The following is a 25,419-nucleotide window of genomic DNA, read 5'->3' as shown; positions in this document are numbered from 1 at the left end:
GAACCCATGGGCACCGTCGCCGTCATCGACCATCCACTGGTGCAGCACAAGCTCACCCTGATGCGCCGGAAAGACACGTCCACCAACGACTTCCGGCGCCTGCTGAACGAGATCTCCACCCTCATGGCCTACGACGTGCTGCGGGACATCCCCATGCACGAGATCACCATCGACACACCGCTGGAGACCACCACGGCGAGCGTGATCGACGGCAAGAAGCTGGTGTTCGCGGCGGTCCTGCGTGCCGGCGCCGGGATCGCCGACGGCATGCTCACCGTCGTGCCGGGCGCGCGGGTCGGCCACATCGGCCTCTATCGCGACCCCAAGACGATGGTCGTGGTCGAGTACTACTTCAAGATGCCGCCGGATTTGGACGAGCGCGATGTAGTGATCGTCGATCCCCTTCTCGCGACCGGCTTTTCGGCGGTCGCGGCGATCGACCGGATCAAGGAGTACGCGCCGCGATCGATCAAGTTCATGTGCCTCGTCGCCTGTCCGGAAGGCATCGACGTCCTGCACCGGGCACATCCCGAGGTTCCCGTCTACACCGCCGGGATCGACCGCGAACTCGACGCCGACGGATTCATCCGACCCGGCCTCGGGGATGTGGGTGATCGGGTCTTCGGGACGGCGTGAGCGCACGCCGGTCAGGAGACCTGCCACGCCACCGCGGCACCGATCGCGCCGGTGGCGTTGAGGGCCCAGTGCAAGGCGATGGGGGCGAGGAGACTCGTGGTGCGCTGCCGTAGCCAACCGAGAACGAAGCCCGCGAGGCCGGTCGCGACAACCGCACCAGCGATCCCGGCGACCTGCGCGACGGTGCCCGACCCGAGGGTGTCGCTGAGTCCTTCGTTTCCTTCGGTGAGTCCCGTCGAGGACAGGATGTGCCACAGTCCGAAGGCGACGGCGCCGTAGACAAGGGTCCCGGTCGGACCGCACAACCGGCCGAGGGTTCCCTGCAGGACGCCGCGGAACATCAGTTCCTCGGGGATGGCGGTCTGTAGCGGGATGACGACGAACGCGGCCAGCAACGCCTCGGATGTGTCGTCGTAGCGGTCCGAGAGGAAGAAGTCACGGGTCGCCGGGATCGCGACGGCGGTCGACACGATCGCCGCCACGACGATCACCGAGGCGACGGCGAACGGGACACCCGCGCGCAGTTCGGCGCGGCTCAGTCCCAGTTCGCGCCAGTCGAGTCCGCCGAGCCGCGCTATGAGCAGCAAGAGGATCGCCGCCACCGGGATGATCAGCACCGCGAACACGCCACTCGAGCGGTGAGCCGCGACGTTGACCGCGATCAGGGCCGCGACGATCACGACGAGCAGAGCCACGTCGTGGCGTCGGGACGGTGCGGTCATCCGTCGAGTGTCGCGCAGTACCGCGGCCCGTGGCGCCGATCGACGCCCGGTGGCCCAGAATGGTGCCGTGCCCGACACCGTCCGCGTTCCCGAACGTCTCGAACGACATCAGGTCGCGCTGTATCTCCTCGCGATCGGCGTGGGCCTGACGTTCGGGCTGACGGTGCCGTCGGCGGCCGAGTCGATGGACGTGGCGGTCACCCCGTTGCTGGCCGCTCTCCTCTTCGCCACCTTCCTCCAGGTCAGGGCGACAGATCTCGTTGCCTCGCTGCGCGACCGAAGGTTTCTGGCGGTGGTGCTGGCGGTGAACTTCGTTCTCGTGCCGCTCGTGGTCTGGGCGTTGTCTCCCCTTCTACCGGCTGATGACGCCATCCGGATTGGTGCGCTGCTGGTGCTGTTGTGTCCGTGCGTCGACTACGTCGTCGTCTTCGCCGGTCTCGCCGGGGGTGACCGGCAGCGCCTGCTCGCGGCGACGCCGCTGCTGTTGCTCGCCCAGATGCTCATCGTCCCGGTGTATCTGACACTCCTGCTCGGCGAGGACCGGGCAGCGCTCGATCCGGAGCCGTTCCTGTGGGCATTCGCGGTTCTCATCGCCCTCCCCCTGGTCTTGGCCTGGCTCTCGCAGGCATGGGCCGTCCGGAGCGATGTCGGGCGTCGTACCGGCGACGCGGTGTCGGTGACGATGGTCCCGCTGATGATGGCGGTGCTTGTCACCGCTGTCGGATCGCAGGTCCCGCGGATCGATTCCCGTTTCGACGACATCGCCGGCGTCATCCCGGTCTACGTCCTGTTCCTGATCCTCATGGCGATCGTCGGGCTCGGCGTCGCCCGCGCCCTTCACCTCTCACCGGCGTCCGGGACAGCCGTCGTGTTCTCTGGCGCGACCCGCAATTCGCTCGTGGTGCTCCCGCTGGCACTGGCGCTTCCGGTCGGCGCCGAGCTGGCCGCGGCGACGGTGATCACCCAGACGCTCGTCGAGCTGATCGGGATGGTGCTCCTCGTGTGGGCGTTCAGCCGTGCGGCACGTCGGGGCGCTCTCAGACCACTCCGGCGTCGTGCATGAGGATCGCGACCTGGACGCGGTTCGAGGCGTCGAGCTTGGTGAAGATGTGCGAGATGTGCGCCTTGACCGTCGCGAGGCTCATGTAGAGCCGGTCGGCGATCTCCGCGTTCGACGCCCCCCGCGCGAGTTCGACGGCGACGTCGTGCTCCCGGGCGGTGAGCGACTCGATACGGGTTGTGGCAGAGAATGATCGGGCTCCCCCGCCGTCAACAACCTGCTTGATCAACGCGGCGGTGACCGAGGGACTCAGCGCGGGTTGCCCGGCGAGCACGTTGTGGATGGCTGCGACGATCTGGTCGGGCGCGGTGTCCTTGAGGAGAAAGCCGTCGGCGCCCATGGCGAGCGCGCGTACCACGAAGTCGTCGGCGTCGAAGGTGGTCAGCACGATCACCGCCGGCGGCGCCGGCAGTGCCTTGAATCGTCCGGTGGCCTCGATGCCGTCGAGAACCGGCATGCGCAGGTCCATCAGGATCAGGTCGACCGGATCGTCGCGATGGCTGTCGAGGGCTTCCTGCCCGTTGCCTGCTTCGGCGACGATGTCGAGCTCGGCGTCGCCCCCGAGGAGGAGCCGGAGTCCCGATCGGACGAGCGGGTCGTCGTCGACGATCATGATGCGTGCGGTCATGACTGCCACGGTAGCCAGACGTGCAGCAAGAATCTCTTGTCGTCGCTGACGGTCGCCGACTGCCGCCCACCGTGCAGGCCGACGCGCTCGGCGAGTCCGACCAGGCCGTAACCCGGGGCGGGTGAGGCGGCTCCGGCCGTCAGCGGCAACGGGTTCTCGACGAGGAGATCGACGCCGTGGTCGGGGCCACCGCGGATGTGCATCGTGACCGGCGCGCTCGGAGAGTGTCTGCGGGCGTTGGTCAGGGCCTCCTGCACACACCGATAGAGCGTGCGGGCGATAGTCGGAGGCAGTGCGGCGGGGTCGATCTCGCATCGCGCGTCGACCCGCATTCCGAGCCGCTGCGCCTCGTCGACGAGCGCCATCAGCTCAGGCGCATTCTGTGGTTCCTCCGGCGCGGCGTCGCCCGGGCCCTCCCGTAGGACGCCGAGGACCTCGCGCAGCTCGGTGAGCGCGAGATGTGAGGTCTCCTGGATCGTGCGTGCCGTCTCACGCACCTGCTCACCGGTCAGGTCCGTTCGGTAGGCCAGTGCCCCGGCCGACATGCTCATCGCCGAGATCCGGTGGGCGAGAATGTCGTGCATCTCGCGCGCGATGCGCGCACGTTCCAGCGATCGCGCCTGCTGCACCTTGGCCTGCTGCTCGGCTTCCGACGCGAGCGCCCTGGCCTGCCAGCTCGCGAGGAGTTCCCGCCGCGAACCGATGTACATGCCCCAGGACACCATCGCCGCGGTGAGTGCGGCAATGACGGCGTAGACCACGAGCGCCGGGTCGTCTTCCTCGGCGGGGGTTGAGAAGAACTGCGACGCGACCACATTCGCGACCACGCACAGCAGCGTCAGCGGGATGATCTCGACCCATCGCCGGCGGGTCGCCATCGACACCAGCGAGAGAGTCGCCGGCCCGAGCGACGTCGTCGACACGATCCCCGCGAGGTTGGTGAACACGGTCACCGCAACGGGATACCGACGCCGCCACCAGACCGCCGTGTACGACGCCACGCCGAGTGCGAGGTCGGCGAAAAACCACCAGCGCACCTCGTTCCACAGGTATCCGGCGCGGGTGCTGAACACGGCCGCGGACACCAGCAGCATCAGCGCGAGTCGCCACGCGTGACCGGCCCAGGTGAGCGGGGGTTGGTACTGCTCGGGTTTCACATCCGTTCACGCTAGTCGGACAGTTCCGGCGCGACCTCCGACCATCGGATACGACACGTCTACGACTTTCGGCTGATGTAGCTGTGGACCGGTGACCGATGCGGGTGATCACCTGCGCCGACGACCATGAGACCCATGATCACAGTGCAGAACCTCACGAAAAGGTATGGCGACCACGTAGCGGTCGACGACGTGTCCTTCACCTGCCGACCGGGACAGGTCACCGGCTTCCTCGGCCCGAACGGCGCCGGCAAGTCGACGACCATGCGCATCATCGCCGGGCTCACCCCGGCGACCTCCGGGGTCGCGCACCTCTACGGCGTCGACTACCGGACCATCCCGAACCCGGCCACGCAGGTCGGCGTCCTGCTCGACGCGTCGGCACAGCATGCCGGACGGACCGGCGCCGAGATCCTCCGCCTCGCCGCGATGACGATGGGCATCAACCGGGACCGCGTCGACGAGATGCTCGAGATGGTCAGCCTCACGCCGGAGGAGGCGGGCCGTCGGGTCCGCAACTACTCCCTGGGCATGCGCCAGAGGCTCGGTATCGCAGCGGCCCTGCTCGGCGATCCCAAGGTCCTGATCCTCGACGAACCGGCCAACGGGCTCGACCCGGCCGGAATCCACTGGATGCGAACCCTGTTGCGCGACTACGCCGATCGAGGTGGCACGGTTCTGCTGTCCTCGCATCTGCTCCACGAGATCGAGATCATCGCCGACGACATCGTCGTCATCGGCAACGGCCGGATCGTCGCGCAGGGCACCAAGGCCGAACTGCTCGCCGGCGCGGGGTCGCGTGTCCACTCACTCGACGACGAAGCGCTGTTGCGAGCACTGACCGCGGCCCAGATCATCGCCCGCCCCCATGCATCCGGAGGACTCGACGTGGACGCCGAGCCCGTGGAGGTCGGCCGCGCCGCGGCTGCGGTCGGCGTCGTCCTCACCGAGTTGCGTCCCGCCGACGGTGCACAACTCGAAGCCATGTTCTTGCAGCTGACCTCCGATACGCAGCGCGAGCAGCCCACCCTCGAAGGAGCCCTCCGATGACCATCGCCGACTTCAGCACACCGCTCGCACCGACGGCGGGTATCGACGTCACGCGCCCAGGAATCCCGTTCGCGCGCCTGGTGCGGGTCGAACTCCGCAAGCTCGTCGACACCCGGGCCGGCTTCTGGCTGACCGCGTCGATCGGCGTCCTCGCGGCGATCGTCATGGTCGCGATGCTCATCGCCAACCGGAACAACCCCGAGAACCTCAACCTCGGAGAGTTCTTCGGGATGATGAACATTCCCACCGCGATCATCCTGCCGATCCTGGCGATCCTCCTGGTCACCGGCGAGTGGAGCCAACGCACCGCGCTCACGACTTTCACACTCGAACCCCGACGGGAAAGGATCATCGGCGCGAAACTGGTCGCGTCGCTGATCACCGCGGTGGCCGCGGTCGCGGTGGCGCTGGTCCTCGGGATCGTCGGGAACGGTATCGCCGCCATCGCCTTCGCCGACCCGGCCGGGTCCTGGGGGCTCAGCATGGCCGGCTTCGTCAATTCCTTTGCGATCCAGGCGTTCGGGCTGCTGCTCGGTTTCGGTTTCGCAGCGCTGATCCTCAACACCCCGGGAGCCATCGTCGCGTACTTCGCGCTCCCGACCGCCTTGTCGGTGGTCAGCGAACTGGTCCCCTGGTTCAAGAACAACCTCGGCCAGTGGGTCGACACCACCCTGACCAACATGCCCTTCCAGTCCGGCGAATGGGCCACCGGCGGCGAATGGGCCCGACTGCTGGTGTCGGGCCTGATCTGGATCGCTCTGCCCCTCGGCGTCGGAGTGCTGCGGGTCATGCGGTCGGAGGTGAAGTAGGACAACTCGCCCGGATCAGGCACGCAACGACCAACCGCCGGCGGCTCGACGTCGCCGGCGGTAACCGTGCGGGAGCAGTATTGGGCCGAAGTGGGCACAGCCCGTGTCGCGGATGATGATTCGCTGCTAGGTTTGCCAGGTTCTCGAGAAATGAGGAACCCACGTGTCGTCGTCGACCCCCACCAGCGACCCGGTCGCAGAACTCCCGGCCGAACCTCCGGTCGAGGCACCTGCGGGCCTCGGCGCGGAGTCGCCGGCAGACGTCGAGAGCGGCGATGCCGCCCGCCCGGCCTGGTGGCGACGCCGCCTCGACCGCTTCTCCTGTGTCGGGCTGGCCGTCGCCCTGGTCTTCCTCTGGCTGTCGATGACACCGTCGCTACTGCCCCGCGGCGCGCTGTTCCAGGGCGTGGTCAGCGGTGCGTCCGCAGCAGTCGGATACGCGCTCGGCGTGTTCTTCTCATGGCTGATCCGCTTCATGATCTCGCGCGACAAGCCCTGGCCGGCCCCGATGCACCGGGTCTGGGCGGCCCTCGGACTCGCCGCGATCGCCGGCACGGTCGTCATGCTCGTGATGTTCCAGCGATGGCAGGACGACATCCGCACGATGATGAGCGTCGACCTGTTGTCCTGGACCGCATACCCGCAGATCGCAATCATCTGTGTGGTGGTGTTCTTCCTGCTCATCCTGATCGGACAGGCATGGGGCGACGGGGTTGTCTGGCTCGTCCGGACGATGAACCGCTTTGCGCCGCCGCGAATCTCCGCGGTCGCGGCGATCGTCGTCGCGATCCTGGTCACTGTGTTCGTCCTCAATGGCGTGGTCGCGAACTACGGCATGAAGGCACTGAACTCGACCTTCGCCTCGGTCAACGACGAGACGACCGCCGATTCGAAGCCTCCGACCTCGCCGCTTCGCTCCGGTGGTCCGGGCTCCCTGGTGACCTGGGATTCACTGGGACGTCAAGGACGGATCTTCGTCTCGGTCGGTCCGAGCGTCGAGGAACTCTCCGCGTTCAACGGCGCGCCTGCAATCGAACCCATCCGCGCCTACGTCGGACTCGGCTCGGGCGACGACCTGCGCGCCAACGCGAAACTGGCCGCCGAAGAACTCGAACGCACCGGCGGGCTGCAGCGAAAGGTCGTCGCGGTCGCCTCGACCACCGGCACCGGTTGGATCAATCAGGCCACCGTGGACTCCCTGGAGTACATGTACAACGGCGACACGGCCACGGTCAGCATGCAGTACTCCTACCTTCCCAGTTGGCTCTCCTTCCTCGTTGACAAAGAGCGGGCCCGCCAGGCCGGTCAGGCGCTGTTCGAGGCCGTCTCAGAGCGGGTGCGCGCGATCCCGGAGGTCCAACGGCCCAAGCTCGTGGTCTTCGGCGAGAGTCTCGGTTCGTTCGCCGCCGAGTCGGCCTTCGGCACGATTCCGTCCCTCAACGCCCGGACCGACGGCGCCTTGTTCGTCGGCCCGACGTTCAACAACTCGCTGTGGGTCGACACGACCACCAACCGCGACCCCGGCACGCCCGAGTGGCAACCGACCTATGACGAAGGCCGACAGGTCCGCTTCATCGCCGACGCTCCGGATCTGTACAACGCCAAGGGCGAGTGGGTCCCGGGTCGCGCGGTCTACCTGCAGCATGCCTCCGACCCGATCTCGTGGTGGTCCCCGCGCCTGATCCTGCGCGAGCCCGACTGGCTCAACGAAGCGCGTGGACGGGACGTCCTGCCGGCGATGCACTGGATTCCCTTCGTGACCTTCCTGCAGGTCAGCGCCGACATGGCGGTGTCGACCGGAGTCCCGGACGGTCATGGACACTTCTATCTGGCAGCCATCCCGGCGGCGTGGGCAGAGATCCTGCAGCCACCGGGCTGGACCCCGGAGAAGACCGAGAAGCTCATCCCGCTGCTGAATCGCGACTGAGCGGCACCCGAGGCGGTTCTGCGAACGAGCAAGATCGGTCGGGTCGGGAAGGCCTTAGGCGTTCCATACTCGATGGGTGAGCCCAACCCCCAACGACCGTGATCGTCTGCGCGAGTTGCTCGACGCCGTGCTGGCCGACGAGCACTCGAACCTCGACGAGATGGCGACCGGCGCATTCTCGTCGCCGTTCCACTTCTCCCGGCAGGTGAGCCGAGGTGCGGGCGAGTCGCCGGTCGCGCTTCGTCGGCGCGTGTTCCTGGAGCGAGCGGCATGGTTGCTGCAGCACGGCAAGACGGTCACCGAGGTGGCCTTCGACTCGGGCTACGAGTCCGTCGACGGGTTCGCCCGGGCCTTCACACGCGCCTTCGGGCACAGTCCCGGACGAGCGGCGTCGACCGCCGCACCGGCCGAGCACAGCCACTGGCTGCCGGCGCCCAACGGCATCCACTTCCATTCGCCCACTGTGCTCTACGTCGACAGCAGCACTCCCACCACGGAGAGCGCCGGCGACGTCCTGATGCTCATGGTGCGACACGACCTCGACGACGTCGAGGTCCTGCTGGACGCCGCCAAGGGGGTCGACGACGACGAGTGGACCCGGCGACGACTTCCCGGTCACGAACCGCTGCACTGGAACGGCCCGGAAGAGTCGCTCGCGCAGGTGATGTCACATCTCGTCGCCGACAAGCAGCCCTGGCTGGCGACCATCGAGGGCGCCGACATGCCGCCCGATCCGCCGTCGGATCTGTGCGCACTCGTCGAACTCCACCGCGAACTGACACCGAGGTGGCTGGCGCTGATCCGCGACATCGACCGGCGCAGCGCCTGGCAGGACCGCGTCATCGACGCACTGTGTGATCCGCCCGAATCGTTTCTGCTCTCCCAGATCGTCGCGCATGTACTGACCTTCTCCGCTCATCGTCGCCAACTCGCGCGGTGGATGCTGCGCGACGCCGGCGTCGATGTCGGAGTCGCGGCCCTCGACCCCGATCCGATCATGTGGCACCGCAAACACTCCGGAGGTTTCTAGATGGCGTTCCGCTACTACACCGCGACCACTCTCGACGGTTATCTCGCCGACGACCACGACAGCCTCGACTGGCTGCTGACCCAGCCGCTCGATGAGGGCGGTCCGATGAACTACGACGACTTCTACGCCGGGGTCGGCGCCGCGGTCATGGGATACACCACCTACCAGTGGCTCCTCGACAACGAACTCGCCGACGGCAAACCGTGGCCGTACGAGATCCCGTCCTTCGTGTTCACCCATCGCACGATCACTCCGGTGGCCGACTCCATCACCGTCCTCGACGGGGACCCCGCCGACCACCGCGACCGGCTGACGGAAGCAGCAGGCGGCAAGGACGTGTGGGTCGTCGGCGGAGGTGATCTCGCCGCGCAGTTCGCCGAGGCCGGGATGCTCGACGACATGATCGTCTCGATCGCGCCGGTCACCCTCGGGGCCGGACGCCCCCTCTTTCCGCGACGCTACGATCTCGAACTACAGGATTTCGCCCGCAACGGCGCATTCCTCTGCGCGCGTTACTCACTCATCGGAGCACGGACTCGGCTCGGCGAGGTCTGAGGCACTACGCGCAGTTCCGGACACTCAGCCCTCGCCCACCGACTTGCGCAACACGTCGGACACCTCACCGCGAGCCCACTTGGGCAGGATGAAGATCCCCTCCGCTTCGGCGCTGACCTTGCCGTTGCTCGAGATCGTGCCGGTGACAAAGGTTTTCACACCTTCGACGCGGTCGACCCGCGCCTCGCCACGGATCTTGCCGAGCGGCGTCGCACTCCGGTAGCGGACGCTGAGGGTGCCGGTCATTCCCGGGACGCCCTGGAACTCGGCGGTCGAGCCGAGGAGCTGGTCGAGGATCAGGGCCAGGACACCACCGTGGACGAGCCCGGCCGGGCCCTCGTAGGCGGCCCCGAGTTCGACCTCGGTCCAACTGAACTCGGACTCGTGGTGCAGCTCGACGGGCGGTGCGATCGGATTGCGCCGCCCCAGAATGGCATTGCCCCACGAGCGCTTGGTGCCGTCGGAGTTGAACCGGATGCCGTAGGCGCCGGGCAGCTGGTCCCTGCGGAGGATCTCGGTGGCGGCCTCGATGAGCCGGCGCGCCTCGGCGATGTCGGCCTCCCCGACCTCGGTGCGCACGGTCGCGTCGATCAGTTCGCGCACGCTCCCGGCGATCGACGACGCGAGCTCGGAACGATGCGCGAGCTCCTCGGGGTCGATGTCCTCCTGGATGTATCCGCTCATGGGTTTCATCTAACAGGGCGGCTCCGGCAGTCCGCCCATCGGACGTCCTGACTGCCGAGTAAGCTCCCTCGCATGACAGCGCAAGCCTGGAATGAACGCGACTGGACCGCGTTCGACGTCACCGTTGCCGACCACATCGCGGAGGTCGTGCTCACCGGCCCCGGCAAGGGCAATGCGATGGGCCCCGACTTCTGGCGCGAGCTCCCCGAGATCTTCGGCCACATCGACACCGATCCCGAGGTGCGCGCCGTCGTGCTGACCGGCGCCGGCAAACACTTCTCCTTCGGACTCGACCTCGTCGCGATGGCCGGCACCCTGGCCAACGTCCTGGCCGACAACGCCAAGGCCGCCGCGCGCACCGAGTTCCTGGAGTCGCTGCGCAAGCTGCAGGCCGGGATCACCGCGGTCGCGGACTGCCGCAAGCCGGTCGTCGCCGCGGTCTCGGGCTGGTGCATCGGCGGCGGCGTCGACCTGATCTGTGCCGCCGACGTCCGCTACGCGAGCGCCGATGCCAAGTTCAGCATCCGTGAGGTCAAGGTCGGCATGGTCGCCGACGTGGGCACTCTCGCCCGACTGCCCTACATCATCGGCGACGGCCACATGCGTGAACTGGCGCTGACGGGCAAGGACATCGACGCCGCGCGCGCGGAGAAGATCGGGCTGGTCAACGACGTCGCCGACGATCAGGACGCCGTGCTCGCGCTCGCCCGCGCGACCGCCCGCGAGATCGCCGACAACCCGCCGCTCGTCGTCCACGGCATCAAGGACGTCCTCGACCATTCCCGCAGCGCCGCCGTGCACGACAGCCTGCGCTACGTCGCGGCCTGGAACTCGGCATTCCTCCCCAGCGAGGACCTCTCCGAGGCAATCACCGCCGTCTTCGAGAAGCGCAAGCCGGAATTCAAGGGGCGCTGACCTCACAACTGGCTGCGGTGGACCTCCGCGGCCAGCGGGTGCGACTCGGCCAGCCCGGCCAGCAGCCGCACGCCGTCGAGGGGTTGCCCGTGCGGCGCCCCGATGTCAACACCGGGCGCAGCCTCGCCGATCACGACGACGAAGCGCCCGCGGAGTCGGTGGTTGGCCGTCATCACCGTGCCCATCCAGCTGATCCGCGCCTTCTCGCCGGGTCGGTGACCATTGCGTTCCAGCGCGGTGAGCGCCGACCCGGCGAGTTCGTCCGCGGCGTCGTCGATGATCTGTTGCGCGACCACGTCGCCATCCCGGGCGGCCGCGTCGACCGCGCGGGCGAATCCGGCCACCCGCGCCACGCGGTCCGGATCACCCTGGACGACCATGTACAGCTCGTCGAGCGGACCGAACATCTCGGCGGCCCGATCCCGTAGGACCGTCGCGCTCCCCCGTCCGTCGAAAGCACGCAGCGCGGCATCGATCCCGGCTCGTCCGATCCAATAGGCGCTGCCCGCGTCACCGAACAGATGGCCCCAGCCGTCCACCCGGTGGACCCCGGCGGGTCCGACGCCGAGTGTCACGACGCCGGTACCGACCGCGGTGACCACGCCGAACCCGTCCCGGTTCGCGGCCAGGTACGCGGTGACCGAATCGTGTGCCAGCGCAACCGACGTCACCCCGAGGTCGGCGACCGCGGCGAGCAACGCCGACGGGCGCGCAGCCTCAGGTGTGAGTCCGGAGACCCCGGCGGCCAACGACCACGTGGCCTCCGGTATCCCGGCGTCGTGGACGGCCTGCGCGATCTGTTCCACCACCGGCCGGTCCGTGCGGATCGCTCCGAGCTCGCAGTCGTCGGTACCGGCCGGCGTCTCGACACGCAGACGCGTTCCCGTCTGCCCGCCGTCGATGAGGATGTGTCCCGTCGTGTGGCCGCCCATGATGTGCACGCTATCCGGCACCGTGCCGACGCGGCGACGATGTCATGTCACACTGGGCGGATGAAGGTGCGGCGCAGCCTCGCGATCAAGATCGGGTCGATCCCCTGGATGCCTCGTTTTCTCCCACAGATCGTGGTGGGCGACAACGCCATTCAGACCGTCACCGGTCAACGGATGACCCTGCTCGACATCGCCGATCTCCCGAACATCACCATCCGGGTGGCGGGTCGCAAGACCGGTGCCATCCGGACCACCCAACTCCTCGCAGTTCCCGACGGCGACGACTGGCTGATCGCCGGCTCCTACTTCGGTGGACCCAAAATGCCTGCGTGGGTGTACAACATACGGGCCGCCGACACCATCGAGATCGTCGTCGCCGGAGTGGTGTCCGTCGCGGTCCCGACCGAACTCGAGGGAGCCGACCGTGATGCGGCGTGGCAGAAGCTGCGTACCGTGTGGCCCAACTTCGACCTGTACGAGAAGCGCACCGACCGCCGGATCCCGGTCTTCCGGCTCCGCCCCGCACCGCCCGCCGGGTAGCCGCACCGAGTCGAGGTCAGGACACCGGCTCGGCGGTGAACGACGGTGTGTCGGCGGTGAGATCGACCTCCCCGACCAGGTACTGGATGTCGGTCGTCTCGACGCGGGGCCCGTCCCGGTCGTAGTCCGGGGTGTAGGCCACCCGCCATTCGACCGCACCCGCGACGTCGACCGTGCCGAGGTCCTTCTCGTCCGGCATCGAACCGGTTCTCGCATCGGGGCGTCGGAGGAGGTACCGCAGACCGGACAGGTCTCGTGGGGCGGTCCATCGCACGCTGCCGTCGACCGCGGACCGGAACAGCCGCTGCGTGCAGCCGGGGACGTCGGCTCCGGCGTCGGCGCGGGTCGAGGCCGCGCATCGGGTGAGCTGTGCCGAGACGGCGTCGCTGACCGCCGACGCCCCGGTGGGACTGAGCTCGGCGACCACCTGAACCGTCATCGGCGCGCGCGGACCGGTGGGCGGTCCGTCGGCGGGACGTCCGACGAAGTCGGTGTCCCGGGAACCCCATCGCTGCGGCCCCGGAAAGAGGAAGACGGTCTCCCCGGCCTTCACCTGCGCTCCGAACAACGTCGGGCTCGGCACCAGCAGCGACTCGATGCGCACCTTCACCGCGCCGTCGACCACCGCCCAGCCGTCCCCGGCCCGCGTCACCCTGATGGGCATGCCGACCTCACGTGCCCCGAGCCGATACCGCGCCTGGACCGTCTGTGCGAACTCCCCTGGATCGTCGACCTCGATGTCGGAGATCGGCGCTTCGGCGCGCTGCTGACGCAACACCCCGTCGGAGAGAAACCGGGCGTCCGGGCGCGATTCGACGACGGCAAGGGCCGCCGAGGCGTCGGCGTCGGCGAGCGCGGTGAGATAGGTCCGGACGGCACCGGCGGGCGTGCGGGCCCGCTCGTCCTCGCGTGACAATCCCACGAGGAGAGCGGACACCAGCACGACCGCCAGGACCAACGCCCCGACTCCGATGGTGATCGTCCACCTCCGCCGGGTCATTCCGGGCGACCCACCCGGGGCGTCGGGAACCCGATCAGGAATCCGAACCGGCCGCGAACGACTCGGTGAGGCTGCCCGCGAGCAGCTTCGCGAACTCCGCGGGATCCTCGAGTTCGCCGCCCTCCGCGATCACGGCCATGCCGTAGACGAGCTTCGCGGTCGGCACCAGCTTGTCGTGGTCGCCGTTCGCGTACGCCTTGTTGAGTGCCTCGACCAGCGGGTGATCGGGGTTGAGTTCGAGCGCCCGCTTGGACTTCGGGAACTGCTGTCCCGAGGCCCGGTACAGCTTCTCCAGCTGGGGTGACATCGAGAACGTGTCCCCCACGAGGCAGGCCGGGGACTCGGTCAGGCGCGACGACAGCCGGGTCTCGCTGACGTCGTCGGACAGCGTGGTGGTCAACCACGACAGCAGGTCGGCGTAGGCCTTCTCCCGCTCGTCCTTCGACGTGTCGTCGGAGTCCTCGTCGTCGGCGTCGAGATCGACCGCACCCTTGGCGATCGACTGGAACGACTTGCCGTCGAACTCGGCACCGGCCGAGACCCACATCTCGTCGACCGGGTCGGACAGGACGAGGACCTCGATCCCCTTGGCGCGGAACGCCTCCATGTGCGGGGAGTTGACTATCTGCTGCCGGGACTCGCCGGTCATGTAGTAGATCGTGTCCTGACCGCTCTTCATCCGGGCGATGTAGTCGGCCAGCGTCGTGAGCTCCTCCTCCGAGTGGGTGCTCGCGAAGGACGACGCCTTGAGCAGCGCGTCGCGGTTGTCCGGGTCGTTGACGAGGCCTTCCTTGAAGACGCGACCGAAACCGTCCCAGAAGGTGCGGTAGTCGTCGGGCCGGCTGTCGCGCATCTCGGTGACGGTCGAGATGACCTTCTTGGTGAGGCGACGACGGATCGCGCGGATCTGCCGGTCCTGCTGCAGGATCTCGCGGGACACGTTGAGCGAGAGGTCCGCGGCGTCGACGACACCCTTGACGAAGCGCAGGTACTCCGGCATCAGCTCGGCGCAGTCGTCCATGATGAACACGCGCTTGACGTAGAGGTGGATGCCGACCTTGCTGTCGCGCATGAACAGGTCGAACGGCGGCTGAGTCGGGATGAACAACAGCGCCTGGTACTCGAAGGTGCCCTCGGCCTGCAGGGTTATGGTCTCCAGCGGCGCGTCCCAGGCGTGGGACACATGCCGGTAGAACTCGTGGTACTCCTCCTCGGAGACCTCCGACCGCGACTTGGCCCAGAGGGCCTTCATCGAGTTGATGGTCTCGGCCTCGATGACCGTCTTGGTCTCGGGAGCCTTGTCGTCCTCGGCGGACTCCGATTCGGACTCGGGCTTCTCGACGGGCACCGTCTTCTCGACGTCCATGCGGATCGGCCACGCGATGAAGTCCGAGTAGCGCTTGACCAGCTGACGGAGCTTGGACTTGTCGGCGTAGTCGTACAGGTGGTCCTCGGTGTCGGCCGGCTTCAGTGCCAGGGTGACGGAGGTGCCCTGCGGGGCGTCCGGTACGTCGTCGATCGTGTAGGTGCCATCGCCGGTCGACTCCCAGCGGGTTCCGGTGGTCTCGCCGGCCTTGCGCGTCACCAGGGTGACCTTCTCGGCGACCATGAACGTCGAGTAGAAGCCGATGCCGAACTGTCCGATCAGTTCCTCGGCGGCGGCGTCCGAGACACCCTTCTCGCGTGCCTCGGCCAGCGAGCGGCGCAGCTCCGCGGTGCCCGAGCGGGCGAGCGTGCCGATCAGTCCGACGACCTCGTCGCGGGTCATGCCGATGCCGTTGTCGGCGACGACCAGGGTGCGCTTCTCCGCATCCGGGACGAGCGTGATGTGCAGGTCGGAGGTGTCGACGTCGAGGTCCTTGTCGAGCAACGACTCCAGGCGCAGCTTGTCGAGCGCATCGGATGCGTTCGAGATCAGCTCACGCAGGAAACTGTCCTTGTTGGAGTAGATCGAGTGGACCATGAGATCCAGCAGCTGCCGGGTCTCCGCCTGGAACTCATGAACTTCGGGCTGAGCGCTCATCGCAAACCTCCATGTTCTGTTCTCGTGTGTTCGGTAGTCACGTGTTCAGTTGTGGACGTGGCGTTTCGGTGCTGGGTCCGGTGTCGGACGCGGGTCCGGGCGCGACACGTCGTGACGGACACCGACTTTACCGAGCGCCGGTGTGGCTACCCTGGGTCGGGGACCGACTACCCCGGTTGCGGATGGTGCCCGAGTGAGCGCCGTCCGCGGGGAACGATCAGGAAGCCAGGTGGATGGGTACGCCTCGACTGCTGCTGGTGCATGCACACCCCGACGACGAGTCGCTGTGGACCGGCGGACTCACCGCCCGTCACGTCGACGCCGGCGGCGAGGCCGACCTGGTCATGTGCACCTGGGCCGAGGGCACGGTCCGGCACCGGGAGCTGACCGACGCCGTCGGCATCCTCGGCATGCCCCGCCCACCGATCATGCTCGGCTACGCCGACGACCGGCGGCCCGAATCGGCACCGGACGCCCCCCGGCTGTGCGCGGCGTCCTTCGACGAACAGGTCCGGGCGTTGACCGCCCACATCCGCGAGCTCCAGCCGGACATCGTCGTCACCTACGACGCCCTCGGCATCTACGGTCACCCCGACCACGTTCACGCCCACCGGCTGGCGTGCGCCGCCGCCGACGCCGCGGCCTCGACGAAGCTCTACCACCGGGCCGGGCCCGCCTGGCGGGTCCGCTCGCTGTACTTCGCGACGATCCCCGAGTGGATGATGGACCTGCTCGCCCCCAGCCTCTTTCCCGAGATCCCCCGCGATCAGCTGCCCGGCACACCGGATTCCGAGATCGACGTGACCGTCGACGTGTCGGATCTGGCGGCACGGAAGAAGGCGGGGGTCACCGCACACCGGTCGGAGGTCGACCGCAGCCGCGCGATCGCCGGATTCCTGTCGTTGCCCGACGACGTCCAGCACAAGCTGCTGAGCGTCGAGTGCTACCAGCGCCGCGACCTGGTGCCGGGTGGGTGTGAGCTGATCTGAGGGTCAGATCGCGCTGAGCGTCGACCGCAACCCGCTGGCCCGCTGCACGCGTCGGTTGACGGCCGCGGTGAGCACGTCGGCGGTGCCGACGATGCGCACCCGGCTCCGCGCGCGGGTGATCGCGGTGTAGAGGAGCTCGCGGGTCAGCAGTTCCGAGCCGGCCGGCGGCAGGACGACGGTCACCTGATCGAACTGGCTGCCCTGACTGCGGTGGATCGTCATCGCGTGGACCGACACCACGTCGGCGAGCTGGGTCGGGTGAAGCAACCGGACCTCACCGCCGCGCCGGAACGCCACCCGGACCGCATCCGACGAGTCGGGACGATTCGCGCGCTGCGGCTCCGTGTCCGGGCCGGCGATGACGACACCGGTGTCACCGTTGAAGGTCGAGGTCTGGCGATCGTTCGCCGTCACCAGGATGGGTTGTCCCACATACCAACCCATGTGTTCGGCCTCGGTTGTGCCCAGCCAGTCGGTGATCCGCGTCGTCCATCCGCGAACGCCCCACGAGCCCTCGCGGTGCGCACACAGGACCCGGTGAGAGTCGAGGGCGTCCAGGGCTCCCGCCGCGTCGCCCCGGCGAGCCGCGGTGCGCAGGCCACGGCCCCACGACAGGATGTCGCCGGCCACCCCGTCGAGGTCGTCGGGGGCGACCAGTTCGACGTCGCCGATCTCCGGTGAGGTGACCAGTTCCAGGACCGCATCGGGATCGCCGGCGTTGACGGCGGCCGCGACCTGCGAGATGCCGCCACCGAACCGGAACTGCCGCCGGAGGGTGATGACGCCGTCGGCCATGCGTGCCACGTCGTCGGGATCGAGATCCTCGGCGGCGGGATCGAGGCCCACGGCGTCGAACGCCTGCGTCGGTGTCGTCGGCGACCCGTCTGTTTCGGCGGTTGCCGGGACGTCGGTTCGTTCGACGAGATCGGCCAGTACGGCGCCCGCCTCCACCGAGGCCAACTGGTGCGGATCGCCGACGAACACGACCCGTGCGTCGGGACGAACCGCGTCGAGCAGCCGGCTCATGGCCGTCATCGACAGCATCGACGTCTCGTCGACGACGATGACGTCGTGCGGCAGGGTGCGCCCGCGTCCGTACCGGGGATTCGAACCGGGGCGCCAGCCGAGCAGAGAGTGCAGGGTGACCGCGTGGGCGGTGACCGGGAGGGTGGATTCGGCCTCGACGGAGGCCTGGAGCTGTGCAGCGGCTCGCCCGGTGGGTGCGCAGAGTCCGATGCGGAGGCCGGGTCCCTGGAGACGGTCGAGGACGGCGAGGATACGGGCGACGGTGTAGGTCTTGCCCGTTCCCGGACCACCGGCGAGGACCGTCGTCCAGCGGGTCGCCGCGACCGCGGCGGCAAGCTTCTGGAGGGCGCCGTCGTCGGGCGAGGAGTAGACCGCCGCGATGGCCTCGCGGAGTGCCGCCGTGTCCACGGAGGGTGCGGTCCGAGACCGCCGGTCGAGGATCTCCCGAATCGTCTGTTCCTGCCGGAAGTACTTCTGCAGGTAGACGAGCGGGCCGTCGACCGAGTCGCGAACCACCAGCGGGCACAACGGTCCGGCGTCGCTCCCGGCGACGAGCGGACTCGCCGCCAACGCGTCGAGAAGGTCGCCGGGCGAGGGCATCTCGATCTCCGCGGTGTCCTCCCCCGCCGCCAGCTCCCCGATCCGGTCGAGGGCGAGGCAGGTGGAGCCGAGGCGGACGGCGCGAACGGCGAGAGCCGCACCGAGACGGGCGTCGTCGGACACGGATTCGCCACACATCCGGACCAAGCGGTCGGTGATGTGCAGATCCGCAGCGGCGAGAAGGCCCGCGGCGTTCCAGTCGGCGAGCGTGCCCGTCGCCGAGTCGACACGCTGGACATCGGGTGTGCTCATCGGATCTTCCCTCCGGTACCGGCGCTCGACTCCGCACCGGCCAGTGCGTCGGACAGGTCGACGACGAGCCCGGCGGGCAGCATCCACTCGAAGACACCGCAGCCGGGCGGGGTGTCGGGCCCGGCCATGCCGCGCACGAAGTGGTACTGCACCGGTCCGAGATGCCGGGCCGGCTCGTAGTCCGGCACCCGCCAGCGCAGATACCGATGCAGCGCAACCGAATACAGCATGGCCTGGAGCGGATAGTGGGCAGCGATCATCTCGCCCGCCATGGCCTCGGCGTCGAAGTCCTCCACCACCAGGTCACCCGGTCGGATGCGGTTGGTCTTGTAGTCGACGATCACGTAGCGGCCGTCGGGGATCCTCAGCACCGAGTCGATACTGCCGGTGAGGAATCCGCGGAGGCGGCGGCCCGGCACCGCACGCAGGTGGTCGGCGTAAGCGCGCAACGGGTCCGACTCCGGCAGATGCTCTTCCATCAGGTCGGCGAGACGGTCCAGGGTCGTGCCGCCGTCGGATGCCGCCTCGCCCGCAGGGCCGAGCGGCAGTTCGAAATCGAGTTCGGCCAGGCGATCACGAGGGTCGATGCTCCAGAGATTCCCGAAACCGAGGGGCGTGGTGAGCACACCGATCAGGGCGGCGACGAGCCGGTCGGGGTCGATGTCGCCGGCGAGCGCGCCGAGTGCTCGCGAACAGAGCTCGCGGACATGGGCGTCGATCTCGGGCGCCGAGGTGTCGACGTATTCGAGAACCTCGTGGACGAGGGTTCCGAAGGCCGCACCGAACGGCAGACCGTTCATCAGCGATGGCATCCCGTGACGCATTGTGGCCGAATCGGTTTCAACATCCTCGGCGACGTCGCCGGGAAGTGCGACGGGTTCGTCGTCGAGGATGTCGGTCACCTCGTCGTCGGGTTCGCTGCCGGTCTCGACGACCGAGGTCGACGGCCCACCGGGTGAACCGTGCGCCCCGTGGGCGACATCGGCGGTGAGGGCCGAGTACGAGGTGCGACGCCAGTCCTGGTCGATCCGACGGTCGAAGTGCGCGATGTCCAGGGCGGCGGGGTTGTCTCCGTCGCCTGCGGCCGGAGGCACGGTGTCCGTGTCGAGTCGGCCGGCCGGTTCGACGGAGATCGACGGGTCCCGCTCGGCGAGGGTGCGCATGATGCCCACACAGTCGGCATCGGCCTCGGGGATCGGCACCTCTCCGGCGACCGTCCATTCCGGGTCCCCCGTCGAGGACCGAATGGCGTTCTCGCGACCGAAGATCAACCGATGCAGCGGTCCGGTCGTGGTGTTCCGCGATGGCGCCCACCAGGCCACGACCTGTGACTGGGCGCGGGTGAGCGCGACGTAGAGCAGACGCAGATCCTCGCCCGCGACCTCGTCGGCGTAGCGACGGCGTCGCGCGGCCCGGTCCGGTGCCTGCTGGCCGCCCACGTCGAGCCGACGGGTTCCCGATTCGTCGTGGTAGGTGATGTTGCCGCGGTCGTTGACCCAGGTGCCGTCCCACCCGTAGGGCACGTAGACGATCGGGAACTGCAACCCCTTGCTCGCGTGGACGGTCATGATCTGGACGGCCTGGGTGTCGCGGTCGAGGCGTCGGCTCTGGTCCTCGTAACGTTGCCGCGACGAGGTGTCGGTGATCCGTTCGGTCAGCCACTCGACGAGTGCGCTCAGCCCTTCACCGGTCTCGACGACGTGTTTGTTGCACAGCGCCGACACCTGGATGAGGTCGGTGAGGGTGCGTTCGCCGTTCTCGACCGTGAGAACGCGCGCCGCCACTTCGTGCGCGTCGAACAGGCGCTGGGCCATCGCGGCGAATCCGCCCTGCGCGAAAACCCGGGCGAGCATGGACAGTTCGGCACCGAGCGAGGCGACCTCCGGCTCGGCGGCGGTCGCCACCCGTGCGGTGGACCACCCGAAGAGGGCGGTCAGGGCGGCCATGCGCACCCGGTCCGGACGGGACGGTTGTTCGACGGCACGCAGCACCCACAGCCATTGCTGGGCAGCCGATGTCGAGAAGACGTTGACACCCGACCCGATCACCGAGTTGATGCCGCGTTCGGCGAGCTCCCGCTGCAGCGGTTCGATGGTGCTGTTGAGGCGCACGAGGACCGCGATGTCGCCGGGGTCGACCGGCCGGGACACACCGTTCAGGTCGATATGGTCGCCCACGGCCAGGACGTTGGCGATGTCGTCGGCGACGTCGGCGGCGATGCGTGACCGCACCTCCTTGACGCCCGGGAGGTTGAACGAGTTGAGGGCGCCGAAATCCCGGCGCAGGAACGCCCGGAGTCGGAACGGTGGACGGCCTTCGAGCCGGCTGCCGGCGAAGGCGGCCTGGACCGGGCGCGCCACGATGTCCGGATGCCCTAGTGTCGCTTCGCCGTACAGGTGCTGAAGGGCTCCCACGAGTGCACCGTCAGAGCGGCGGTTGACGTCGAGCGCTTTCAGCGTGTCGGCGGACGACACCGCGGCGAGGTAGCTGAGCACCTCGGCACCACGGAATCCGTAGATCGACTGCTTCGGGTCGCCGACGAGGATCATCCGACGATGGCCGTGGAAACAGCGGCGGAGGATGTCCCACTGCAGCGGATCGGTGTCCTGGAACTCGTCGACGAGCACCACGGAGAAGGTGTCGCGAATCCGTTGGCACGCACGGTCGCCGACCACGTCGTCGTTGACGATCCGGTGCAGGATCGCCTGGAGGTCGTCGTACGTGCGCACGCGGGCATCCCGCTTGCGGGTCTCGACGTGCTGCCGGACCGCCTTGGCGAAGCTCACCCGGCGCGCGGCGACATGGTCCGCGGCCGGCCCGTCGGCGAGTGCGCGCTCGTCCGGGGCGAGTGCCACCGACGCCTGGCGGACGGCGTCGCGCGCGATCTCCCGTGCCTCGGCGAAGCTGAACTCCGGTGAGTCACTGGCCCAGAAGCCGCGCAGGTAGAGGTCGAGCGCGACCTCCTCGGTGAGTTCATCGACTTCTTCGACGATGGAGTGGACGAGCTCTCGTTCGCCGAGGAAGCCCAGTGCCTCCAGCATCCGGTTGCAGAACGTGTGCGTGGTGGCGATCGTCGAGGCGTCGAAGTCGCTCAGTGCGCGGGCGAGGTTCCCGCGGCGCGTGCGGACCTCCTCCGGTGTGCCGCTCGCCAGCTGTCGCAGCAGTGCGTCGTCGTCGGCCTGCGCGGGCCCGGACAGGACCTCGGCGGGATCGGCGAGGACGTCGAGCAGTTCACGCACACGGGCGCGCATCCGTTCCCGGAGTTCGGCGGTCGCCGCCCGGCTGAAGGTGACGAGCAGCATCTCCGAGATCGGTACGCCGTCGGCGAGATACCGGGCCGCGAGCCCGACGATCGCATAGGTCTTCCCCGTCCCGGCACTCGCCTCCAGAACCGTCGTGTGCTCCGGCAGTCCGGCGGTGATGTCGAAGGGTTCCGGGCGTCTCATGTGCCCTCCCGGTGTTGGCCGACGGGAACCCAGACCGCGCGGGCCAGCCCGGTGAACAGCGGTTCGTCCTCTGCCAGAGCGAGTTCCACCCCGCCGAGGACGCGGTCGGCCGGTGCCGGCTCCTCGAGCAGGACGTCGAACTCGACGTCGGCCAGGACATCGCCGCCGAAGGCGAGCTTGAGGTACCGGTCGTGGCGAGGACCGAAGGTGTCGTCGAAGACCTTGCGCGCACTGTTCAGTGCCCAGTGGCTCCGTCGACCGGGCCCGTCGTTGTCGACGAAGGTGAACGCCGGTTCCAGCGGCAGCGGCAGCGGGCGGCGCAGACCCTCGTCCCGCAGCCTCACGAGCTGATCGAGCAGCGGTACCGGATCCTCCGGGCGCCGGAGCGTGAGCGTGGTGGTCCCGCCCCCTCGGGCTGCGCGACCGACCGACACCGCGGAACCGACCCGTGCCGCGCCGGCATTGCCCTGGGTCGCGGCCGCCGCGACGGCGAGCAACGTGATCCAGGCGCTCAGCTGCTGTTTGGCCTTGAGGCGCGAGTACGTGGCGCGGACGAGGCGGGCCTGTCCGTCGCCGGTGAAGACGTCGCCGACCGTACCGTGCACGCGTCGCCCGTCCGGCAGTGTGACGAGGATGTCGAGGGTCTCCGGCGATCCCGGACGCAGCGGTGCGACGACGCCGTGCAGCCGGGTGACCGCACGCGAGATGGCCTGCAGTTCGCGGGTGCCGAAGGCGAAGGGCGGCAACGTGCCCCGACGGAGTTCGGCGGCCTCACAGTCGCCGAGGGGCACACCCGACAGCATCCGGGTGAGGAAACGGTCGCCGATCCCCCACTTGTCGAGCGGGTCGAGCTCGACGTCGAGCTGGTCGTCGTGCGGTGTCTCGTCGTCGGGAATCCGGGCGCCCAGCCGTTGGCGGACGAAAGCGGTGATCGGGTCGACGTGGAAGTCGATGAGCGACGCGAGGTCGATGTCGGCGAGCTCGGGCGTCGGTTCGGGCGCGGGGAGGGCCTCCCGGGCGGCGGGAACGACCGGGTCGGCCGGTCCGCGCAGGGCCTTGGCCCCCGCGAGCAATGACGCGTCGTGGCTGAACGGTCCGGCGATGCCGGGGACGCCGCCGTCGATGAAGTTGCGGGCGTCGAAGCCGTGCAGGGAATGTCGCCGCACGATCGTCGGCCGGTCCGGGCCGGTGAGACCGTCGAGGATGTCGATCAGTTCGCTGACCACCACGGCGGGTGGGATGTGCCGGCCCGACACGGGGTCGGCACCGCTGTAGAAGACGAGCAGATTGTCCCGCGCCGCGCCGATCGCGTCGAGGAAGCATTGCCGGTCCTCGTCCCGCGGATTACGTTCCCCTACGAGCGGATCGACGCCGAGCACGTCGTCCCCGTCGATGCGCTGTACGCGCGGGAACACCTCGGCATCGATACCGAGCAGCACGATGACGCGGTGGGGCACCGAACGCATCGGGACCATCGTGCACACGGTGAGCTCACCGGTCCGGAAGTTCGACCGGGTGGGACGTCCCGCGATCAGGGCGGACAGCAGGTCGCGCACGTCGGCGGGACGAAGTACCTCCTCGGTGGTGCCGAAAGCGTCCTCGAGCATCCGGATGGCCTGTGCGCGTTGCCAGTCGTCGGCGGGTGCGGTCGCGGTGAGCGACCCGACCGCCTCGACGAGCGTCTCGGCCCACCGATGAGCGGGTGCGGTCGTGGTCAGCTCCGCGAGTACGCGCCCGAGGCGATCGAGGAACTCGTCGAGCCGGCCGACCAGGTCGATACCGGTGCTCTCCACACCCGCGAGAGGTAGTGCGGTGCCGAGCCATTCGTCGTCGGTCTCCTCGGCGACCACCCCGAGCGCGATGCGGTCGAGACCGGCGTCGAAGGTGCCCTGGCGGAAACGTTCGAGACCGAACCGGGCACGTTCGGCCGTGCCGAGTCCCCAGCGGACATTGCTGTGGCCCAACCATTCCCGGACCAGGTCCAGGTCGTCGTCGGTCATCGCGAACCGCGTCCGGACGGGTTCGGTCCCGAGCAGATCGAGGACGTCGCCCGCGGTGACCCGGCCGGCCGCGAGTTCGACCACGCCGACGACGGTGTCGATGACCGGGTTCACGTGACGCACACCGCGATCGGCGAGGCGAACCCGGAGATCGAAGGCGGGGTGCGGCAACCCGGCCTGTCCGAAGGCACCCCGGATCAACGGCGCGAAGGTCTCGACGTCGGGGCACATGATCAGGACGTCGCGGGGTTCGAGGGTCGGGTCGTCGGCGAAGAGGTGCAGCAACCGGTCGCGCAGCACCTCGATCTGCCGTTCGGGACCGTGGCACGCGTGGACCTCGACCGACCCGTCGTCGGTGAGTTCGGCAGACGGTGCCGCGCCGGGGTCGGCGTCGTCGCGGATACCCGACTGGAGAGCACCGAGCAACGTGTCGGGCAGCGGCGTGCTCGGCTGATGACGGACGTCGCGGTCGACGACGTCGCCCAGCCGCAGCTGGAGTTCCTGGAGGTCGCGGGACAGCCCGGCCAGCAACGGGTTCCGGAGTTCGGGAACCGGACGTTCGCGCCGGCGCGGCGGGACGCTCACGCCGACCGCTCCCCCGGCGGACTCTCCCCCGGCGGCGGCTCGGAGTTCTTCCCACAGACGGGGACTCGCGTGCGGGACGAACAGATGGACGTCGTGGTGCACGCTCACCGCGGAGATGATGTTCCGGAACGACTCGGTGATCCGCGTGGGGCCGAACACCGAGAAGCGGTCGGGAAGGTCGGCGACCCCGGGGTCGGACCGTAGACGGTCACACACCTCGCCCAGGACCTCGGCCGGATGGGGCTGTCCGATCTCGGCTCGCACCGCACGCCAGAACCCCGCCTGCCAGGCCAGGTCGTCCCGCAGCGGCCCACCCGCCCCGTCGAGATCGTCGCCCGCCGCCCAGCCGGCGATCATCGACGGACGGGATCGTCCGTATCGCTCGAAGAGCTCGGCCAGATGTCGCGCGGTCGCGTAACGGCGGCCGATCCGGGGTGACGCGTCGTCGCCCGCACCGACGTGACGGGCGATCACCGTCAGCTCGGGGTCATCGATCCGTTCATCGAGGACTCGGAGCACCGGCCAGGTCAATTCCGCAGCGCGCCAGGGATTCCCGGTCGACAACGGGGTGTCGGTCGCGAAGCGGTCACCGGTGAGGACCGCCGCCGAGATCGCGTCCGACAGCCGTCCCGGACCGGTGAAATCGATGTTGGCCGCGATGCCGTCGGACAGCTCGGGACCGGAACCGAGCCGGCGGGCGAGGTGCTGGGCGAGCCAGCGTTCGACACCGGCCGCCGGTACCGAGATGATCTCGGTACGCATCGGATCGTCGAGCGGCGTGGCCAGCACCTCGGCCAACGTGTCGGCCAGGGTGTCGGTGCGCTCGGCGCGATGAAGGATCAGCACCAGGCTC

The 25,419-nt window shown here is 68.8% G+C and carries 20 protein-coding genes; 10 read left to right on the top strand and 10 right to left on the bottom strand.

What is annotated here, in order from left to right; all coding sequences use genetic code 11:
• Positions 1–6: 6 nt before the first annotated feature.
• Positions 7–636, top strand: a complete 630-nt coding sequence (gene upp, locus PWF70_RS10435; protein ID WP_035752308.1) for a uracil phosphoribosyltransferase — start codon at positions 7–9, stop codon at positions 634–636.
• Between the two features lie 11 nt (positions 637–647).
• Here the strand turns inward: upp and PWF70_RS10430 are convergent, their stop codons facing one another.
• Complete coding sequence (locus PWF70_RS10430; RefSeq protein WP_006360947.1) at positions 648–1,358, bottom strand: CPBP family intramembrane glutamic endopeptidase; 711 nt, start codon at positions 1,356–1,358, stop codon at positions 648–650.
• A gap of 67 nt (positions 1,359–1,425) precedes the next feature.
• Here PWF70_RS10430 and PWF70_RS10425 point away from each other — a divergent pair, with 67 nt between their 5' ends.
• Positions 1,426–2,421, top strand: coding sequence for an arsenic resistance protein (locus PWF70_RS10425; protein ID WP_196222041.1), 996 nt, complete (start codon positions 1,426–1,428; stop codon positions 2,419–2,421).
• On the opposite strand, the gene PWF70_RS10420 is transcribed toward PWF70_RS10425, so the two are convergent.
• Together PWF70_RS10420 and PWF70_RS10415 are read right to left on the bottom strand one after the other, a co-directional pair.
• Positions 2,396–3,046: a response regulator gene (locus tag PWF70_RS10420; protein ID WP_006360945.1), complete on the bottom strand. Its 651-nt coding sequence runs from the start codon at positions 3,044–3,046 to the stop codon at positions 2,396–2,398. The two genes, PWF70_RS10425 and PWF70_RS10420, sit on opposite strands and share 26 nt — an antisense overlap.
• Positions 3,043–4,203 (bottom strand): sensor histidine kinase, encoded by a 1,161-nt coding sequence (locus tag PWF70_RS10415; protein WP_035752304.1) that lies wholly within the window; start codon positions 4,201–4,203, stop codon positions 3,043–3,045. The genes PWF70_RS10420 and PWF70_RS10415 overlap by 4 nt, the downstream gene beginning before the upstream one ends.
• 135 nt (positions 4,204–4,338) lie before the next feature.
• Here PWF70_RS10415 and PWF70_RS10410 point away from each other — a divergent pair, with 135 nt between their 5' ends.
• The 5 genes from PWF70_RS10410 (at position 4,339) to PWF70_RS10390 (ending at position 9,574) form a co-directional block, all read left to right on the top strand.
• Positions 4,339–5,253: an ABC transporter ATP-binding protein gene (locus tag PWF70_RS10410; protein WP_196222040.1), complete on the top strand. Its 915-nt coding sequence runs from the start codon at positions 4,339–4,341 to the stop codon at positions 5,251–5,253.
• Positions 5,250–6,062, top strand: a complete 813-nt coding sequence (locus PWF70_RS10405) for an ABC transporter permease (RefSeq protein WP_035752301.1) — start codon at positions 5,250–5,252, stop codon at positions 6,060–6,062. The genes PWF70_RS10410 and PWF70_RS10405 overlap by 4 nt, the downstream gene beginning before the upstream one ends.
• 163 nt (positions 6,063–6,225) lie before the next feature.
• Positions 6,226–7,989 (top strand): alpha/beta hydrolase, encoded by a 1,764-nt coding sequence (locus PWF70_RS10400; RefSeq protein WP_035752300.1) that lies wholly within the window; start codon positions 6,226–6,228, stop codon positions 7,987–7,989.
• A 76-nt stretch (positions 7,990–8,065) separates the two neighbouring features.
• Positions 8,066–9,019, top strand: a complete 954-nt coding sequence (locus PWF70_RS10395; protein ID WP_241548963.1) for a helix-turn-helix domain-containing protein — start codon at positions 8,066–8,068, stop codon at positions 9,017–9,019.
• Positions 9,020–9,574 carry a dihydrofolate reductase family protein gene (locus PWF70_RS10390; protein WP_035752296.1) on the top strand — a complete coding sequence of 185 codons (555 nt, stop codon included), beginning with the start codon at positions 9,020–9,022 and terminating at the stop codon, positions 9,572–9,574.
• Positions 9,575–9,598: 24 nt separating this feature from the next.
• Here PWF70_RS10390 and PWF70_RS10385 read toward each other — a convergent pair whose 3' ends face one another.
• Complete coding sequence (locus PWF70_RS10385; protein ID WP_035752541.1) at positions 9,599–10,258, bottom strand: PaaI family thioesterase; 660 nt, start codon at positions 10,256–10,258, stop codon at positions 9,599–9,601.
• A gap of 72 nt (positions 10,259–10,330) precedes the next feature.
• Between PWF70_RS10385 and PWF70_RS10380 the strand changes: the two genes are divergently transcribed.
• Positions 10,331–11,173, top strand: a complete 843-nt coding sequence (locus PWF70_RS10380) for a crotonase/enoyl-CoA hydratase family protein (RefSeq protein ID WP_006360937.1) — start codon at positions 10,331–10,333, stop codon at positions 11,171–11,173.
• Between the two features lie 2 nt (positions 11,174–11,175).
• Here the strand turns inward: PWF70_RS10380 and PWF70_RS10375 are convergent, their stop codons facing one another.
• Entirely contained in the window at positions 11,176–12,105 is a 930-nt protein-coding gene (locus tag PWF70_RS10375; protein ID WP_006360936.1) for an N-acetylglucosamine kinase, read from the bottom strand.
• Positions 12,106–12,165: 60 nt separating this feature from the next.
• Here PWF70_RS10375 and PWF70_RS10370 point away from each other — a divergent pair, with 60 nt between their 5' ends.
• Positions 12,166–12,645, top strand: a complete 480-nt coding sequence (locus tag PWF70_RS10370; protein WP_005198266.1) for a nitroreductase family deazaflavin-dependent oxidoreductase — start codon at positions 12,166–12,168, stop codon at positions 12,643–12,645.
• A 16-nt stretch (positions 12,646–12,661) separates the two neighbouring features.
• Here PWF70_RS10370 and PWF70_RS10365 read toward each other — a convergent pair whose 3' ends face one another.
• Both PWF70_RS10365 and htpG read right to left on the bottom strand, forming a co-directional pair.
• Positions 12,662–13,645, bottom strand: a complete 984-nt coding sequence (locus PWF70_RS10365) for a hypothetical protein (protein WP_286352948.1) — start codon at positions 13,643–13,645, stop codon at positions 12,662–12,664.
• A 34-nt stretch (positions 13,646–13,679) separates the two neighbouring features.
• Positions 13,680–15,668 (bottom strand): molecular chaperone HtpG, encoded by a 1,989-nt coding sequence (htpG, locus tag PWF70_RS10360; protein ID WP_075862573.1) that lies wholly within the window; start codon positions 15,666–15,668, stop codon positions 13,680–13,682.
• Between the two features lie 233 nt (positions 15,669–15,901).
• Here htpG and PWF70_RS10355 point away from each other — a divergent pair, with 233 nt between their 5' ends.
• Positions 15,902–16,657, top strand: coding sequence for a PIG-L family deacetylase (locus PWF70_RS10355; RefSeq protein ID WP_006360932.1), 756 nt, complete (start codon positions 15,902–15,904; stop codon positions 16,655–16,657).
• 3 nt (positions 16,658–16,660) lie between these two features.
• Here PWF70_RS10355 and recD read toward each other — a convergent pair whose 3' ends face one another.
• From recD to recC, 3 genes are read right to left on the bottom strand one after another with little or no spacing between them, the layout of a single operon-like run.
• On the bottom strand, positions 16,661–18,535 hold the full coding sequence (recD, locus tag PWF70_RS10350; RefSeq protein ID WP_006360931.1) for an exodeoxyribonuclease V subunit alpha: 1,875 nt from the start codon (positions 18,533–18,535) through the stop codon (positions 16,661–16,663).
• Positions 18,532–21,981 (bottom strand): UvrD-helicase domain-containing protein, encoded by a 3,450-nt coding sequence (locus PWF70_RS10345; RefSeq protein ID WP_006360930.1) that lies wholly within the window; start codon positions 21,979–21,981, stop codon positions 18,532–18,534. The genes recD and PWF70_RS10345 overlap by 4 nt, the downstream gene beginning before the upstream one ends.
• A complete protein-coding gene (recC, locus tag PWF70_RS10340) occupies positions 21,978–25,412 on the bottom strand; it encodes an exodeoxyribonuclease V subunit gamma (RefSeq protein ID WP_286352947.1) in 3,435 nt (1,144 codons plus the stop codon). Before recC ends, PWF70_RS10345 begins: the two co-directional genes overlap by 4 nt.
• Between the last annotated feature and the right edge of the window lie 7 nt (positions 25,413–25,419).

The sequence above is a fragment of the Gordonia sp. Swx-4 genome (assembly GCF_030316175.1).
GTDB lineage: Bacteria > Actinomycetota > Actinomycetes > Mycobacteriales > Mycobacteriaceae > Gordonia > Gordonia alkanivorans.
This window is presented reverse-complemented; position numbering and strand designations above follow the sequence as displayed.